Genomic DNA, 14002 nt, shown 5'->3' on the forward strand with positions numbered 1-14002 from the left:
GACTGGATCGCGAAGGCATGGGGGATGTTCGACACCGACCGATACCAGCCGATCCGCGTATGCGCCGGGGCCTGCGGGTTTTCCGCCCGCACGTTCGGGATATCGAGCGGCATGTTCGTCAAACCCATGCCCAGTTCGAAGGGCAGCTTTTCCATCGGGTCGGGCGCAAAGATCGACCCGATGGTGGGCGCCGCCGTGCGGTGCAGCCAGGCGACGGGCTTGCCGCTGTCGTCCAGCGCGGCCTCCATCCGCTCGACCGAGACGGTGTGGAAATAGCTGTGGTGCAGGTCGTCCTCGCGCGTCCAGGTCAGCTTGACCGGAGTGCCGTCCATCTCGCGGCTGAGGAGCGCGGCTTCCAGCACGAAGTCGGGCTTGGACTTGCGGCCGAAGCCACCGCCCAGCAGGGTGACGTTCACGGTGATGTCCTCCTGCGGCAAACCCAGCTTTTCGGCCAGGCGCAGGCGCGTCACCTGGGGCGCCTGGACGCAGGCCCAAACCTCGCACTTGCCGTCGCGGATCTCCGCCACGGCGGCGGGCGGCTCCATCGGGGCCTGTGCAAGGTGGGGGATGTAATATTCCGCCTCGACCTTTTGCGCGGCATTGGCCAGTTCGGTCAGCGCGTCGCCCCGGTTCAGGATCAGCTTGCCATCGGTCGAACGCGCGGCCTCCTCCAGCTGCGTGCGGAAATCCTCTGACGAATAGGACCCGTGTTCGCCATCCTCCCATTCGATGGTCAGGGCCGCGCGGCCTTGCATCGCGGCCCATGTGTTGCGCGCAATGACCGCGACGCCGCCCAGCGGCTGGAATTCGGAAGGCAGTTGCGGGCTGTCGAGGGCCACCACGCGCTCGACCCCCGGCACCTCCAAGGCGGCAGTATCGTCAAAACTGGCGATGCGGCCACCAAGGACTGGCGGGCGGGCAATGACGGCATAAAGCATGCCCTCGCGCCGCACGTCGATGCCATAGGTCGTGTGGCCCGTGGTGATGTCCATGTTGTCGACAAGGCCCGTGCCGCCCTTGCCGACATAACGGAAGGTGGCCGGATCCTTCAGGCGCAGGCCTTCGCGATCGGGAACAGGCAGTTGCGATGCCGCCGTGGCCAATTCGCCAAAGGACAGGGTGCGGTTTGACGCATCGTGACGGATGGTATGGTTTTCCGTTCGGACCTCTTCGACCGGCACGCCCCATTGCTCGGCTGCGGCCTGTTCCAGCATGGTCCGGGCAGCGGCACCGGCATGGCGCATCGGGTTGAAGAAATGCCGCAGGCTCCGCGACCCGTCGGTATCCTGGTTGCCATAGCGGGGCTCGTCGCCGGGGGCCTGCGTCACCCGAACCATATCCCAGTCAGCCTCCAGCTCGTCCGCGACGACCATGGCGATCGACGTGCGCACGCCCTGCCCCATCTCGGAACGATGGACAGTGACCGTGACGATGCCGTCCTCGGCGATCGAGATGAAGACGTTGGGATCGTCGCGCCAGCCGTTCGGCATCGCATCGGCGCCGAATTTCAATTCCTGCTCTTGCGCACGGGCGCGCCGGGGCAGGCCCACTGCCAGAACGAGGCTGCTTGCCCCCAGGCCCATCAGGATGGACCGGCGGCTGACATTTGTGATCGAGGTGTTGCGCATCATTCGGTCCTCGCCTGAACGGCCTGCTTGATCGCGGCGCGGATGCGGGGATAGGTCCCGCAGCGGCACAGGTTCGCGCTCATCACGGCATCGATGTCCTCGTCCGTCAGGTCGGGGGTGGAATCCACCAGCGCCGCCGCCTGCATGATCTGACCGGCCTGGCAATAACCGCATTGCGACACGTTCAGGTCGCGCCAGGCCACCTGGACCGGATGATCGCCCTCGGCCGACAGTCCTTCGATCGTCCGGAGATCGGACCCTTCGGCGACTGCCATGGGTGTGACGCAGGCAAAGGTGGGCGCCCCGTCCAGATGGATGACACATGCGCCGCATTGCGCGATGCCGCATCCGAATTTCGTTCCTGTCAGTCCCAGTTCGTCCCGCAGATACCACAGGATCGGCATCTCGGGATCGCCCTCGAAACTGCGCTCTTCCCCGTTGACGGTGAGGGTGATCATGGTGGCTTCCTCGCTTCCGTTGGGGGCCTTGCCGCCTCATGATCAGGCAGGCCCACTTGACCGTGACGGCGCAACGCCTGACCCGCGAGGTTGTTCCTGTCTTTTTGGACAGTGCGCCTGAAGCTGAAAACAGCATTTCCTTGTCTTGAACGGCCATATCCTGCCACCATTGCAAGCATGCAGGGATCGTCATCCGAACCATGGGAACATAAGATGGCCCGGGGCGGTTGAGCGAAACAATTCAAGGAACCCTCTTGGACGGCGTCGAAGGGGAAAAGACGACAGGCTTATTGGTCCGCCTTTGTTTTCAGGAAATGCCATGACACAAAATCTTCCGCTGCCGATGCCGGCAGCCAGTCGTCTTCTGTGCTTTTCGCATCTGCGGTGGAATTTCGTGTTCCAGCGCCCGCAGCACCTCCTGACACGCGCCGCAGCCACCGCTGACGTCCTCTATGTCGAAGAGCCCGTGCACGAGCCGGTGCCCGCACCCATTTACCGCAGCCACCGGGACCCCAGCGGGGTCACGATCCTGACGCCCGTACTGCCCGAAGGACATCCCGATCCCGTCGCCGCCCAGCGCGCGTTGCTGGACGAATGGCTGTCCCGACAGCCCCCGCTGCCGCTGGTGACATGGTATTACACGCCCATGGCGCTTGGTTTCAGCCGGCATCTGGTGCCGGATCTTTGCATTTATGATTGCATGGACGAGCTTTCGGCCTTTCTTGGTGCGCCCCCCGAACTGACCGAAGCGGAAGACGAGCTGTTTGCCCGGGCGGATCTGGTCTTTGCCGGAGGCCGGGCGCTCTACGAGGCAAAGGCGCCGCGCCATCCTGCGGTGCATCTGTTTCCCAGCAGCGTCGACCGCCAGCATTTTGCCGCAGCGCGCGATCCGCGTCCCGATCCGGTCGATCAGGCGCCGATTCCCCTTCCCAGGATCGGCTTTTTCGGTGTCATCGACGAACGTATGGATACCGATCTGGTGGGGCGCATGGCGCAGGCCATGCCGGAGGTGCAGTTCGTGATGCTGGGCCCCGTGGTCAAGATCGATCCTGCCCAATTGCCGCAGGCTCCGAACCTGCACTGGCTGGGGGGCAAGGGTTATGCCGACCTTCCGGATTACCTTTCCAACTGGACAGCGGGCTGGATGCCCTTTGCGCTCAACGCATCGACCCGCTTCATCAGTCCCACCAAGACGCCGGAATTCTTGGCGGCGGGCCTGCGCCTGGTGTCGACCGCGGTGCCAGATGTCGTGCGCGGCTATGGCGACAACGGCATCGTCGCCATAGCGGACGGTGAAACCATGGTTGCCGCCCTGCAGGAGGCAATGCTTCCGCCGGGCGCCGAGTGGCTGCAAAAGGTCGAGGCCCATCTGCAGACCACCTCATGGGATGGTACCTGGGCCGAGATGGCCGCTCTGATGGCGCAGGCGCGGCGGCAGCATGCGACCCCGGTCCAGTCGCGAAAGCCCACGGCCCGCAGCTATGACTGGCTGGTCGTCGGCGCGGGCTTTGCGGGCAGCGTCCTTGCCGAACGTCTGGCTGCCGAACGCGGCGAGCGTGTGCTGGTCATTGACCGGCGGCCCCATGTCGCCGGCAACGCTTATGACCACCTGGATGACGCAGGCATCCTGATCCACCAGTATGGCCCCCACATCTTTCACACCAACGCCCCGGCGGTGGCCGATTATCTGTCGCAATTCACCGAATGGCGCGATTACGAGCACCGCGTGCTGGCGCAGGTCGATGGGCAACTGCTTCCCATCCCGATCAACCTCGACACGGTCAACCGGCTGTATGGTCTTGATCTGGACAGCGAGGGGATGGAGGCGTTCTTGGCCGAGCGGCGGGAACCCGTGGACAGGGTCCAAACCTCCGAGGACGTGGTCGTTTCGACCGTCGGGCGCGATCTTTATGAAAAATTCTTCCGCGGCTATACACGCAAGCAATGGGGAATGGATCCTTCCGAACTGGCCAGCGCCGTCACGGCCCGCATTCCCACCCGGACCAACCGCGATGACCGTTACTTCGGCGACAGCTTCCAGAAGATGCCGGCCGAGGGCTATACGCGGATGTTCCAGCGGATGCTGGATCATCCCAACATCGACATCCAGCTGGACACAGACTTTCGCGACCTGCGCGGCATCACCTACAAGCGGATGATCTTTACCGGTCCCATTGACGAATATTTCGACCACCGGCTGGGAAAGCTGCCCTACCGGTCCCTGACCTTCAGGCATGTGACAAGGCCTGTCGAATGGGCGCAGCCCGTGGCCGTCGTGAACTTTCCCCAGACCGAGGACTACACTCGCGTCACCGAATACAAGCACCTGACGGGCCAGCAGAATCCACAGACCAGTCTGACCTATGAATATCCGTCCGACGTGGGTGATCCTTATTATCCCGTTCCCCGTCCCGAGAACGAAGCCCTCTACAAGCAGTATCAGGCGCTGGCTGACAAGGTGAAGGACGTGTGGTTCGTGGGCCGTCTGGCCACCTACCGTTATTACAACATGGACCAGGTGGTGGGTCAGGCACTGGCGACCTTCAAGCGGATCGACGCCCAACTGGGCAGGGCACCGCAGATGCGGGCAGTGCTGCGGGAAGCCGCACATGCCCCGCAATGAACCCCCGATCGAGATCTGGGGCGGGATCGAGTGCAGCCATGTCCTGATCAACGGAGAGATCCGTGATCAGCTGCACGAGACCGGTCATCATCAGCGCCTTCGGGATCTGGACCTGATCGCGGAACTGGGGGTGAAAACGCTGCGCTATCCGGTCCTGTGGGGGCGCGAGGCGGCCCCCGCCTGGCAGGACGCGCGGATGGCAAGGCTGGCCGAACTGGGCATCGACCTCATCGCGGGCTTTCTGCATCACGGCAGCGGGCCCGACGGCCTTCATCCGTTGGAACCCGGCTTCAAAGAAGCCTTGGCCGATCATGCCGAAGCGGTCGTGCTGCGTTACCCGTGGCTTCGCCGCTTCACTCCCATCAACGAGCCGGTCACCACGGCGCGTTTTTCCTATCTTTATGGTCATTGGCATCCTCATCTTCGTGACGAAGACGCTTTCCTGCGCGCCGTGACCGCGTCGGCCGTGGCAACGGCCCTGGCCATGGCGCGCATCCGTCGCCATATCCCCGAAGCGGAACTGATCCAGACCGAGGATCTGGGCCGTGTCTTTGCGCCGCCTGCGCTGGCCTGTCAGGCCGATTACGAAAACGACCGGCGCTTTCTGGGCATGGACCTGCTGACCGGGCGGGTTTCAAGCGACCATCCGTTCCACCGCCGCCTGTTGCAGGCGGGCGTCGATCCGCGCGACCTGGACCGACTGGAGGCTGATCCCTGCCCCCCGCAGGTCATCGGGATCGACCAGTACCTGACCAGTGACCGTTATCTTGACCCGGATCTGGAGCGGCATCCCCCCAGTCACCATGGCGGCAACGGACGTGACACTTATGCCGATGTTGCGGCAGTCCACCTGCACGAATTGCACGACCAGGTCGGGTTCCTGCCCCGCCTGCGCGAGGTTTATGCCCGCTATGACCTGCCGATCGCGCTGACCGAGGTTCACAATGGCGCCCGGCCCGAAGGCCAGCTCCGCTGGCTGGACGAGGCATGGCGCGCCGCCTGTGCCGCCCGGGCTGAGGGAATCGCCCTGCGCGCCATCACGCCATGGTCGCTGTTCGGCTGCATGGACTGGGATTCGCTGTTGTGCGAAAGGCGCGGCCGGTACGAACCGGGCGCTTTCGACATCCGTTTCGATCCTCCACGGCGCACCGTTCTCGGTCATGCCATTGCCAGACTGGCGCGTGCTTCGATCCTGGATCACCCGATCCTGGCTCAGTCCGACTGGTGGCGCCCGTTCTGTCCGTCCCAACCGGTCCTGTTGTCCGTGCAAGGGGCACCCGAATGGACCGAACGCTTTGTGCGGCTTTGTGCGCAGCGGCACATCCGGGCGACAACCGCAGGCCCGCCGCCCCGGATGGGACGTGTCATCATCGACAGCGACGCCTCGGGGTTGTCGCTTCGGGGGCTGACGCCAGAGGGCCTGCTGATCCTGGATCATCGCGCCGACGCTGCGGCCGGCCCCGACGACAGCATGCATCTGTTCCTTGACCTGCTGATCGAGGGGGTCTGGAGCGATGACAACAGCATCTCCAAAAGGTCCAGGATTTCTGCCTGAGCCCTGACGATGTCAGGACAGTCGTTCGATGGCAATGGCCGTGGCCTCGCCGCCCCCGATGCACAGCGAGGCGATGCCGCGGCGCTGGTCGTGACGCTCCAGCGCGGCCAGCAGCGTGACCATCACCCGCGCGCCCGAGGCCCCGATCGGATGTCCCAAGGCACAGGCTCCGCCATGCACGTTCACCACGTCATGCGGCAGGCCCAGGTCCTGCATCGCGGCCATGGCGACGACGGCAAAAGCCTCGTTGATCTCGAACAGGTCGATGTCCGTCAGGGCGATGTCGCAGCGTTCTTGCAGCTTGCGGATCGCCCCGATGGGAGCCGTGGGGAAATTACCCGGACGGCAGGCATGCGTCGCATGTCCCATGATGCGCGCCCGCGGGGTCAGCCCCCGACGCTCGGCCTCCGAGGCACGCAGGATCACCATCGCCGCCGCTCCATCCGATATGGACGAACTGTTGGCGGCCGTGACGGTGCCACCCTCGCGAAAGGCGGGTTTCAGGCCGGGGATCTTGTCGATGCGCGCCTTGCCGGGCTGCTCATCCGCCTCGACCCATGTAGCGCTGCCGCGTCCCGGCACGTTGACGGCCACGATCTCGGCGGCAAAGGCCCCGGACCCGATGGCTGCCTTGGCCCTTTCCAAGGAAGCGATGGCAAAGGCATCCTGCGCCTCGCGCGTGAACTGATAGGCCTGTGCGCAGTCTTCGGCGAATGTCCCCATCAGGCGGCCCTTGTCATAGGCATCCTCCAGCCCGTCCAGGAACATGTGATCCAGAACCGCACCATGACCCATGCGATAGCCGCCCCGCGCCTTGGGCAGCAGATAGGGCGCGTTCGACATGCTCTCCATTCCGCCGGCCACGATGATCCGGGCCGAGCCTGCCGCGATCAGGTCATGGGCCAGCATCGCAGCCTTCATCCCCGATCCGCACATCTTGTTCACCGTGGTGGCCCCCACCGAGACCGGCAGCCCCGCCCCCAAGGCCGCCTGCCGTGCCGGGGCCTGCCCTTGCCCCGCTGGCAGGACGCATCCGATCAGCACCTCGTCCACCGCATCGGGCGGCAGGTCGCCCAAAGCCGCACGAATGGCCGCCGCGCCCAAGGCCGGGGCATCCATGGGTGCCAGCGCGCCTTGAAACCCGCCCATGGGGGTGCGGAACGCGCTCGCGATCACGATCGGATCCTGTGTCATCCGCTGTCCTTCCTATTTTGGAGCCATGCGCAAGGCACCGTCCAGCCGGATCACCTCGCCGTTCAGCATCGGGTTCTCGACGATATGGCGCACCAGGGCCGCGTATTCCGGCGGGCGGCCCAGCCGCGGCGGAAAGGGTACGGTTGCGCCCAGGCTGTCCTGCACATCCTGCGGCAGTCCGGCCATCATCGGCGTTTCAAAGATGCCCGGCGCAATGGTCATCACGCGGATGCCGTGCCGCGCCAGCTCGCGGGCGGCCGGCAGGGTCAGGGCGGCGACGCCCCCTTTCGAGGCCGCATAGGCCGCCTGCCCGATCTGCCCGTCAAAGGCGGCAATCGAGGCCGTGTTGATGATCACCCCGCGCTGCCCGTTCGTGTCCGGACTGTTCTGCGCCATGACTTCGGCCGCCAGACGCAGGATGTTGAAGGTGCCCATCAGGTTGATGCCGACGGCCCGGGAAAACCGTTCAAGGTCGTGCGGACCCTCACGCCCCAGGATCCGCTCTCCCGGCGCCACGCCCGCGCAGTTCACGGCCACGTCCAGCCGACCCAGGTCACGGGTCAGTGCAGCGATGGCTTCCGACGCCTGCGTGGCACTGGTGACGTCGACGGGATAGAACCGCGCGCCCTGACCAAGCTCCTGCGCCAGGGCGGTTCCGGCCTCGGCATTCAGGTCGAACAACGCCACCTTTGCCCCGGCCTGTGCCGCCATGCGTGCGACCGCAGCCCCCAGACCGGACGCTGCGCCCGTCACCAGAAAGACGGCTTCCGACAGATTCACCATATCCCCTCCCTCATCGTCCGGGACCTGCCCTTGCACAGACAGCCTTCCGGACCTTCTCCCGCCGCGGAGATTAGAGGAAACAACCGGTCAGGCAATGAAGGAATGGCACGGGAACAACCGCAGCCGGTGCCGGTTGATACGGAACGCGCAAAGGATGAGTGGCATGGCGGCAGGACGTGTGATCGGACCGGGCATCGTTCTGGGCATTGGCCTGGGCGGTTTCTTCGACGGCATCCTGCTGCACCAGATCCTGCAATGGCACCACCTGCTCAGCCTGGTGCCCGGCATGACCGACATCCGCAGCCAGATCCTGTGGGACGGGCTGTTCCATGGCCTGATGTACGTTCTGGCCGCAGTTGGCCTGTTTGGCCTGTGGCGGGCCCATCGCGGAACGCAGCCGCTGCGGGGACGTGCCTTGGCCGCTTCTGTCCTGATTGGCTTTGGCCTGTGGCACATCCTGGACAACGTCCTGTCGCACTGGCTGCTGGGCATTCACCGGATCCGGGATGACAGCCCCAACCCGCTGCTGTGGGACCTGATCTGGCTTGCGGCCTTTGGCATCGTTCCCATCCTCCTCGCGGTGACCCTGTTGCGGGGGCAAGACAACGGCTCCGGCAGCGCCCATGCGGGCAGGATGACGCTTCTTCTGGGTGTGCTGACGATCGGAACGGGCGCGTGGGCGCTGAGAACACCCCCGGACATGCCGCTGTCTGCCGTGATCTTCCGCGCCTCCACCACGGCCGAACAGGTGGAGGCCAGTCTGGCCGCCACCGGGGCCCGGATCGTCTGGGCGGACCCGGCGGCCGGAGTCGCCCTTTTGCAGGTTCCACGCCGGAACAGCTGGGCCTTTTACCGCCACGGCGCGCTGATGGTCACCGGCTCGGGCATGCCGCCCGGCTGTTTCGCCTTCAGCCGGCTGCATGCCTGACCGGCCGCCCATGCGTCATCCGGCTGCGCCGTCCCCTGAACGCAGCCGGCTTTCGATCAGGAGGCCTTCTTCGTCCAGAATCGGATAAGCGACCGAAACGGCGTGGGCGTTGATCCGCTTGAGATCGCGCAGGATGTCCAGATGCAGCGAGGAGGTTTCCCGCGTATCGCTGCGCCCTTCGCGCAGGCGGATCAGGTGGCGCTGCGAAGACTGCTTTTCCAGATGACGGATCCTGACCTTTAGCTCGACCAGTTGGCGGGCCATTTCCCGGTCGCCGGTCATGAACACCGTTTGGGCCATGCGCAGGTTTTCCTGCGTCATCAGGAACAGCCCCTCCAGCTCGTGATACCCTTCGTCCGAGAAGCGCAGGTTCAGGCCGATCTTGGTGCGGACCGCGGGGCACAGGCCCTTGTCGATGATGTCGCCCACATGCTCGAGGTTGATCACATAGTCGAGAATGCTGATCGTGCGGCGACGCTCTTCCTCGGTTGCCGCGTTCCCCAGGCGTGACAGGTAGTTCTTGACCTCTTGCTGGCGGCGGTCGATGCGGCCTTCCAGTTCGGTCACCTCGGCCAGAGGGCTGGTGTCGTTGCTGCGAAAGGCTGTCAGCGTTTGCGACATCATGCGCTCGGCCATGTCACCGATTGCCAGAACCTCGCGGCTGGCGCCGGTCAGGGCCAGAAGCGGCGTTTCCAGCTGGTCGTCATCCAGCCAGCGGCTTTGCTCGATCCCGGTCACCTCGTCCTCGGGAAGCAGCCAGGCCACGGCTGCGGTCACCAGGCCGACCAGGGGCCAGATCAGCAGGGCCAGAACCAGGTTAAAGGCCAGATGGGTTTCGACCGTAAATCCGATCTGCCCAAAGGGCACCTTTTGCAGCACTGTCCCGATCTGGGTGGCAAAGGGAAAGGCCAGAAGGCAGCCCAGGCCCCTTGCCGCCAGGTTTCCCGCCGTCAGCCGGCGTGCCGGCGCACCATCAGCCATGGTCGCCAGAACCGGAGGAATCGCTCCGCCCAGATTGGCGCCGAGAACCATGATTACCGTCAGCCCCGGCGGAAGCGCCAGCGACGCCACCAGCAGCACCGCCGCCAGCGAGGACGAACACAGCACCGCGATCACGGCCGACAAAGCAAAGGCCGCAAGGGCCGCGTTTTCCAGCAGCGGCAGAAAGGCCGCAAGAGCCGCCGACTGGCGGATCGGCGCTGTCGCTTCCTCCAGAAGCACCAGAGAGATCAGCATCAGCCCAATCCCGATCAGCGCCGCCCCGCCGCCTCTTGCGGTTGCGCTCTGGCGGCGGCGCAGGACATAGCCTGCCAGCACAAGAACGGGCGCAAAGGCACTGATGCCGGCCGAAATGATCACGGCCGTCAGCGCCGTTCCGACATTGGCCCCCAGAAGAATGATCTGCGCCATCCGGCCGCCGATCAGGTCGCGCTTGACAAAGGAGGCCGTCAGAAGGGCCGTCGCGGTCGACGACTGCAGACCAAGGGTCGCTATGAGACCCGACACAAAGGCCCGCAGTCCGGTCTGTGTGCCGAAACCGAGGATCATCTTCATGCGCAGACCAAAGGCCTCGTCCATGCCGCTGCGGATCAGCGACAATCCGAAGAGCAGCAATGCGACGGAACCGGCGATCTGCAGGGCAACATCAACAGAACTCATTCAGGATCTCCTCTGCCCCGCCAGCCGATCGGGCAGCACCAACGAAAACCGCGAAACAGCCGTATGTGCCGGCAGACAGCAAATATTAACCTGACATGCCCGCTCCTTCGGATGCATGTCTGGGCCCTATCATCCGGGACCGACAGGCATGCCTTGATCTGACCTTGTTCCGCATCCCCAGGCAAGACATTCCCCGACCGTCGGGCGGATTTGCTTCATCTGTCGGCAAACGGGGCACGGCCAGATGGGTTGCCGTGCACCACGTGATAACGCCTTCTGACCCGGAAGGGCGTGCTCAATCCGCCCTGTCCAGCGCATTCTTCGTGATCTGCTGCCCGATATCCTGCCAATGGCGAAGCGACTGGAGACTGTAGTCGAAGGCCTTTCCCACGAAATCATCGTCCTCGTCCCGCAGCACGATATGGAGCAGGGGCCGGCCCTTCAGATCGCCCTTCTCCAGAACATGCCGCGACTGCGATGCGAACATCAGCTCCTGCGCCCGGTGGGCCACGCTGTTCAGCGAAGGGGCAAAGCAACCCTGGAGGCCGTACAGGTCAAAGGCCAGTATTCGGGCCGGGTCTTCGCGGTCCAGCAGGGCCGGCAGGGGCAGGTTCTCTGCCAGACCCGGATCAAGGAACCAGCGTCCCTCCACCTCCACCGGACGAAAAATCACCGGCAATGCGGTGCTGGCCATCAGGTGATCCACGGTCAGACGGGTTTCGCCGGTCCTGAAGCGCACCACCTCTCCGGTTTCGGCATCAAGGGCGGTGATCGTCAGCTCGAACTCTCCGCCGTTCAAACGGTCAAAGTCGATCCTGTCTTCCAGAAGGCGGCGCATGGGCCGGCGCAGAAAGGCCGAGGCATCGGGAGGTGCCGCCGGAAAGATCTCGGAAAGACCCGGAAACGACGGTGTGAACATCGTGGGGTTGCCGGACAAAAGGGTTTGGGCCACGGCGCTGCGCCGGGTCATGCTGTTCCAGTGGAACGGTCTTTGCGCGATGGCGACCAGAAATTCGCTCAGCGCCTCCTGCCGCCGATGGGGTGGGTTGCCCGCGATCAGTGCCGCCATGACCGAACCGATCGAGGCCCCCGCCAGCCGCGTGACCTTCAGCCGCGCATTTTCGACGGCGGCCCAGGCTCCGGCATGAAAAGCGCCGAGGGAATTTCCGCCCGAAAAACACAACCAGTGATCCATCTTCAAACCCTTTTCCTTGCCGATTGCCCCGACAGGTCGCCCCCTCAAGGTGATGAACAGCCCCGCCCGGCATCGGCATCATCGGCCCTTGGCGATGCCAGAGGCCGATGCATTCTCCGATACTGCCGTTGAAGGTCCGGACGCTATTGCGGGCCGCCCTCTGCGGCCGCGTTGACAACAGCTTCGGCAAGCTTGGTCAGCTTCTCGTCAGTGGCGACCTCTTCCTGCAAGGTCTGGTCTAGCAGGCTGACGGCATCGTCCATGCCCAATTGCGTGGCCCAGCTTTTCAGGGTGCCATAGCGGCTGATCTCGTAATGCTCGACCGCCTGCGCCGCAGCCAGAAGCCCCGCGTCCAAGGCCGGGCTGCCCTTGAACTCGTCCATGATCTCCTGCGCCTCGCTGACGATGCCCTCGATCGCATCGCAGGTCTTTCCCTGCGCCCGCTTGCCGATCATCTCGAACACGTCCTGCAGGCGCTCGTACTGAGCCTGCGTCTCCTGTTCATGCGTTTCGAACGAAGCCTTGAGGTCCGGGTTCTGTGCCGCACGGGCCATCTTGCGAAGGGCGGTCGCGATCTTGCGCTCGGCGTAATAGATATCCTTCAGGGTTTCGTGAAACAGCGTGTCCAGGGTCTTCTCAGCCATCGTGATGCTCCTGTCTGGGGTTCTTGTATTTGCAGGCTGTAAAGTTTTGACCCCTTTGCCCGGCCCGCCGGCCGGGCAAAGGGGAACCATTCACCTACGGAATGTGTGCAAGGTCGGGACAGCGGTCCCGGCCTCAGTCATAGGTGTCGTCATCCGCCTTGGCGCCGTTGATCTCCTCGGCACCTTCGACCGGGCCGGGGTTGTTGTCGGGCTGGTCGCGCTGCCGGTCCTTCTGGCGCGCCGGGCTGCGGTCGGACGGATCGCCCTCCCCAAGCCCGAGCGATGCGCGCATGGCCTCCAACTGCTGATCATCGGCGTCAACCGGCATGCTGCTGTCGTCCGGCAGGCCCGGCCCGGTCTGAGCGATGCTGGCATCCTTGGGGCGGTCATTGGCCCCGGTGGTGGTCTTGTTGTCCTGTGTCATGGCGTCACTTCCATCAAGGGCAGGTATTGTTCAACCGATGGGTCCGGTTGTTGTTCCCGTAGAGAGGGCGTACCGACCTAGGCCTGTGCGCAGGTCTTGCAAAAGGAGGCAGGAACAGGGGCGGCCCTCGTGACGGAACAGCCGAGCCTTGTCGGAGGCGGTTGAGCCGCAGACGGATCCTGCATGTCGTTTCCATCAAAGGCCGGACCCAGAGACAAGGGATCCCGTTGCTGTCAAACCGGCTTGGCGCCGGCAGTGGCGGCGCCTGAACACCCTTCTGCGCCCGTCCATCCAGTGTTCAAGGCTCCCTCGATGAAATTTCTCGCAGGTGTCGCGCCTGTTCTTGCCTTTTTGTCACAACCAGTCGCTCAGCAGGCCGAAGGATACGGACCGCTCTTATCGATTGAGCAACACTGCCCCTGTCCTTTTCAAGTGCCCGCACGCGCTTCGTCGTCCACCGTCCCTGGCCAGCACCGACCCTCTCGCATATGTCGATGGAAGAACCGGAGCACCGGACTACCCCTCCGGAACAGCGGCTCGCGCCTGAAGTCACACCCGCCGCTGCCTGACGCGCATGGCGCTGCATCATGCACGCAACGATATCATCGCTGCCTGACTTTGGAATCCCCATGGATAAACCGAAGCCAGTATCTTGCGTCGCCCAAACCACCCGTTTCGGAGCAGCAAGAGGGATAGGACGCATCCCACACTCCTAGCGCGCGGACAAAACGGATTGAAGGAAGTCTTGACCAGGGATCTACGCACTGATTACCGAAGATTTTCGACATCGTGCCGTGCCGGGGAAAGCACAGGACGCTCAAAGACCTTTCCGGAGTTGCAATGAACAATACCGTTCAGCCAGAATGAACGCGGCGGCAAAAAGAGCGCTGGTCCTGCCGATCTTTTCTGAT

General features: G+C 64.2%; 11 protein-coding genes. 3 read left to right on the forward strand and 8 right to left on the reverse strand.

The genetic code is table 11. The annotated features are described in order from the left end of the window. Positions 1–1631, reverse strand: a 1631-nt coding sequence (locus ACLHHB_RS00290) for a molybdopterin cofactor-binding domain-containing protein (protein WP_410216273.1), incomplete at its 3' end; no start/stop codon positions are given. Continuing rightward, the gene (locus tag ACLHHB_RS00295; protein ID WP_410216274.1) at positions 1628–2086 is read right to left on the reverse strand and encodes a (2Fe-2S)-binding protein; all 459 of its coding nucleotides are present in this window, start codon (positions 2084–2086) and stop codon (positions 1628–1630) included. The genes ACLHHB_RS00290 and ACLHHB_RS00295, both read right to left, overlap by 4 nt. Before the next feature lie 319 nt (positions 2087–2405). Between ACLHHB_RS00295 and glf the strand changes: the two genes are divergently transcribed. Next, positions 2406–4709, forward strand: coding sequence for a UDP-galactopyranose mutase (gene glf, locus ACLHHB_RS00300; RefSeq protein WP_410216275.1), 2304 nt, complete (start codon positions 2406–2408; stop codon positions 4707–4709). Beyond that, positions 4696–6264, forward strand: a complete 1569-nt coding sequence (locus tag ACLHHB_RS00305; RefSeq protein ID WP_410216276.1) for a hypothetical protein — start codon at positions 4696–4698, stop codon at positions 6262–6264. The genes glf and ACLHHB_RS00305 overlap by 14 nt, the downstream gene beginning before the upstream one ends. Positions 6265–6276: 12 nt before the next feature. On the opposite strand, the gene ACLHHB_RS00310 is transcribed toward ACLHHB_RS00305, so the two are convergent. After that, positions 6277–7458 (reverse strand): acetyl-CoA C-acyltransferase, encoded by a 1182-nt coding sequence (locus ACLHHB_RS00310; protein ID WP_410216277.1) that lies wholly within the window; start codon positions 7456–7458, stop codon positions 6277–6279. Between the two features lie 12 nt (positions 7459–7470). Continuing rightward, positions 7471–8238 carry a 3-hydroxyacyl-CoA dehydrogenase gene (locus ACLHHB_RS00315; RefSeq protein ID WP_410216305.1) on the reverse strand — a complete coding sequence of 256 codons (768 nt, stop codon included), beginning with the start codon at positions 8236–8238 and terminating at the stop codon, positions 7471–7473. A gap of 166 nt (positions 8239–8404) precedes the next feature. Between ACLHHB_RS00315 and ACLHHB_RS00320 the strand changes: the two genes are divergently transcribed. Further along, positions 8405–9169, forward strand: coding sequence for a DUF2243 domain-containing protein (locus tag ACLHHB_RS00320; RefSeq protein WP_410216278.1), 765 nt, complete (start codon positions 8405–8407; stop codon positions 9167–9169). 15 nt (positions 9170–9184) lie between these two features. Here ACLHHB_RS00320 and ACLHHB_RS00325 read toward each other — a convergent pair whose 3' ends face one another. From ACLHHB_RS00325 to ACLHHB_RS00340, 4 genes are all read right to left on the reverse strand, one after another. Next, complete coding sequence (locus tag ACLHHB_RS00325) at positions 9185–10828, reverse strand: Na/Pi cotransporter family protein (protein WP_410216279.1); 1644 nt, start codon at positions 10826–10828, stop codon at positions 9185–9187. A 295-nt stretch (positions 10829–11123) separates the two neighbouring features. Then, on the reverse strand, positions 11124–12023 hold the full coding sequence (locus tag ACLHHB_RS00330) for a patatin-like phospholipase family protein (protein ID WP_410216280.1): 900 nt from the start codon (positions 12021–12023) through the stop codon (positions 11124–11126). A gap of 143 nt (positions 12024–12166) precedes the next feature. Further along, positions 12167–12667 carry a ferritin-like domain-containing protein gene (locus ACLHHB_RS00335; RefSeq protein ID WP_410216281.1) on the reverse strand — a complete coding sequence of 167 codons (501 nt, stop codon included), beginning with the start codon at positions 12665–12667 and terminating at the stop codon, positions 12167–12169. Positions 12668–12800: 133 nt separating this feature from the next. Beyond that, positions 12801–13091 (reverse strand): hypothetical protein, encoded by a 291-nt coding sequence (locus ACLHHB_RS00340; protein WP_410216282.1) that lies wholly within the window; start codon positions 13089–13091, stop codon positions 12801–12803. Positions 13092–14002 lie beyond the last annotated feature (911 nt).

The sequence above is a fragment of the Paracoccus sp. (in: a-proteobacteria) genome (assembly GCF_046462195.1).
GTDB lineage: Bacteria > Pseudomonadota > Alphaproteobacteria > Rhodobacterales > Rhodobacteraceae > Paracoccus.